Source organism: Kocuria sp. ZOR0020 (assembly GCF_000800955.1).
Classification (GTDB): Bacteria; Actinomycetota; Actinomycetes; order Actinomycetales; family Micrococcaceae; genus Kocuria; species Kocuria subflava.
In genome coordinates this window covers 1-2289 of sequence record NZ_JROX01000334.1, presented here as the reverse complement: position 1 = coordinate 2289, position 2289 = coordinate 1, and the positions used below count along the sequence as shown (strand labels likewise).

General features: G+C 59.6%; 5 protein-coding genes. All 5 read right to left on the bottom strand.

What is annotated here, in order from left to right; all coding sequences use genetic code 11:
* Positions 1 to 53: 53 nt before the first annotated feature.
* Positions 54 to 221 (bottom strand): type II toxin-antitoxin system RelE/ParE family toxin, encoded by a 168-nt coding sequence (locus tag L979_RS17135; RefSeq protein ID WP_369793005.1) that lies wholly within the window; start codon positions 219 to 221, stop codon positions 54 to 56.
* 184 nt (positions 222 to 405) lie between these two features.
* The gene (locus L979_RS13565) at positions 406 to 711 is read right to left on the bottom strand and encodes a helix-turn-helix transcriptional regulator (RefSeq protein WP_047692756.1); all 306 of its coding nucleotides are present in this window, start codon (positions 709 to 711) and stop codon (positions 406 to 408) included.
* 5 nt (positions 712 to 716) lie between these two features.
* Positions 717 to 1067: a type II toxin-antitoxin system RelE/ParE family toxin gene (locus L979_RS13560; protein ID WP_047692754.1), complete on the bottom strand. Its 351-nt coding sequence runs from the start codon at positions 1065 to 1067 to the stop codon at positions 717 to 719.
* A gap of 194 nt (positions 1068 to 1261) precedes the next feature.
* Positions 1262 to 1666 (bottom strand): hypothetical protein, encoded by a 405-nt coding sequence (locus L979_RS13555; RefSeq protein ID WP_156125607.1) that lies wholly within the window; start codon positions 1664 to 1666, stop codon positions 1262 to 1264.
* Positions 1667 to 1808: 142 nt separating this feature from the next.
* Positions 1809 to 2289 (bottom strand): Abi family protein (locus L979_RS13550; RefSeq protein WP_047692750.1); only part of this gene is annotated, 481 nt, incomplete at its 5' end.

The following is a 2289-nucleotide window of genomic DNA, read 5'->3' as shown; positions in this document are numbered from 1 at the left end:
CACGCACCCCGCTTGGGCCCTTACCCACACTCACTTGGGAAGGGCCCGTTTACTCAAACGCTGTATTGACCCCGTCGGTCGCCGACCAGCTGCTCCAAGCGGTTGCCCAGTGGGATCCTCAAGTCCTCAACGTCCCGAGCTGCATGAATCAACTCGAGCCTTCTCAAGGTGGCACGCTGCACTGCCCGATCAACACGCTTGACGTACCGCTCTTGCCAAATGCGCTCGGCGTCCTGGCTGCCCTACGACCTAATCACGGCACGAGAATTTAGCCGGCCTCGCCAATAACGCTAGACGTTAAATCGGAACTCCACCACATCTCCACGTGTGGGGTTATTTCTCAGGACCGGTATTTGTCCGGGATGAAAGGAGGAGGCCACAGGGCCCTGACAGCGCCCGCTTAGGTCAGGCCACCTGGACACGCTGGTCTCCCAGCACGTACTCGATTGCCAGGCCGCCGCCGACCGCCTCGAGGTAGCTGCGGATCGTTCCGACTTTTGCATTATCAAGGTCGCCGTGCTCGATCTTGGAGACCTGGCGCTGTCCTACGCCAATGCGCTCCGCGAGCTGAGCCTGTGTCAGGCCAGCTTGCTCGCGCAGCTCACGGAGCCGGTACGCACGCACCTCGGCGAGCATCCGCTCCTTGTGTGCGTCAACGCGCTCCCGGTCCACGGGATGCTCGGCGACGAAGTCCTTCAGCGATAGAGCCATCTCGTTCACTCTCCTCCCAGTTTTCGCAGGTGGTCATCAAGAATGTCGTCGGCCAACGGAATGTTCTTCTTGTACCAGCGTGTCCAGTTGCCGGCCTTGTCGCCCGCGATCAACATGATCGCCGAGCGCTCCGGGTCGAAAGCGAAGATGACGCGCAGCTCAGATCGGCCAGACGATCCCGGCCGGAGCTCCTTCATGTTGCGATGCCTTGACGACGACACCGTGTCGACGATCGGCCGACCGAGCTGAGGACCACGATCCTCGAGCAGCTCGATCGCGGCGACCACCTGCGCACGTGAATCATCGTCCAGCGAAGCGAGCCATCCCGCAATCAGCTGGATATCCACGCTCCACATGACGCAAGGTTAGACCATGCATGGTCTACGAGCAAGAGGTGGCCCCATCGGCGGCTCGAGACGTTCGGACGTCTGTGCGGACAGGTGACGGGTTCCACTTCCCGTTCAAACACATCGCGAGCAGAAACTGGGTTGACTCGCTGATGGCATGGCAGATAGAAAGGCGTCGACATCCTCTACCGAGAATGACTCGCTTACCGACTCTTCTCCCGTGGAGGCTCATACAAGGTCCCCAGGTCAAAGGACGTCAGAGCTATAGCAAACAGCCCGACTAACCCTGCAACAACCATGAATAGCCAGAACAGCACGGGCTTCCCTATGGAAGCGATAGCAACAGAAACCAGTCCGTAAACAATTCCGCCTCCCGCGACTGCAACTAAGATCAGCGCTGCGACGTTGCCTCCGTTGATTTTTCGGGTCAGATGGCGCGCCTCCCGATCTTTGAGAAACTGCGTTTCATTCACGAAAAGCGCATCCAAGTGAGAAACAGCCTCGGAGTTCTCTTCGAGTTTCTGCCGAATGTCTGCGCGTGTGGCGATGCTCTTTCCAAGCCGACCGTGGTTATCACCCCGCAGCAACGGACCGATAACCACGGTCAAAACCGCGACCGAAATCGCACTCCATAAATGGATCGCTAGGATTCCTAGACGTTAGGTTGAAGAGTAACTACACATTGAACCTAAACTCCACCACGTTCCGTAGCCGAACAACCTCTAGGGTTCAACTTCCGACACAGCCTCGTCAGGCCCAGAGCGGACTGCTCGTCTGCCAGTCGACAGGGATGCCCATGTGCGCGACGGGCACGGCCTGAACTGCTGGATAGCTCTTCAGAACGGCCCGGAGCAGGCTGCTGCGGCCGAGCCCCAGCCGGTCCGATAGAAACTGCACGAGCGTCAACTGCCCGAACGTGCGACTCCAGTCCGTAGCACTGGCGTCGAGATCAGCGTGACGGCCAACAGGTGGGAGCTTCGGCGTGAGCGTGTGCACCCGGTTGAAGAGACGGCCATGATGAGCGCACGTGTTACGCACAACGTTGAGCGACTTTAGCCAGCTCGCCAGCTGGGAAGGGCTGAGCCCGCAAGCATCGGCGACGTCCTCGCGAACCCCGGCTGGCGCGAAGTTGTAGAGATGCGTGAGGCTCCCCCAGTCGATGATCTCGACGGCAGCCCAGACCGGAAGACGCCCGCCGTACTTCATGTCGTGGTGCTTCGCGTGACCAGTT

What these genes read in the sequence shown, in the direction of transcription:
- L979_RS13565 (WP_047692756.1), bottom strand. Translation starts at nt 711, where the DNA reads ATGGCTCTATCGCTGAAGGACTTCGTCGCCGAGCATCCCGTGGACCGG.
- L979_RS13560 (WP_047692754.1), bottom strand. Translation starts at nt 1,067, where the DNA reads ATGTGGAGCGTGGATATCCAGCTGATTGCGGGATGGCTCGCTTCGCTG.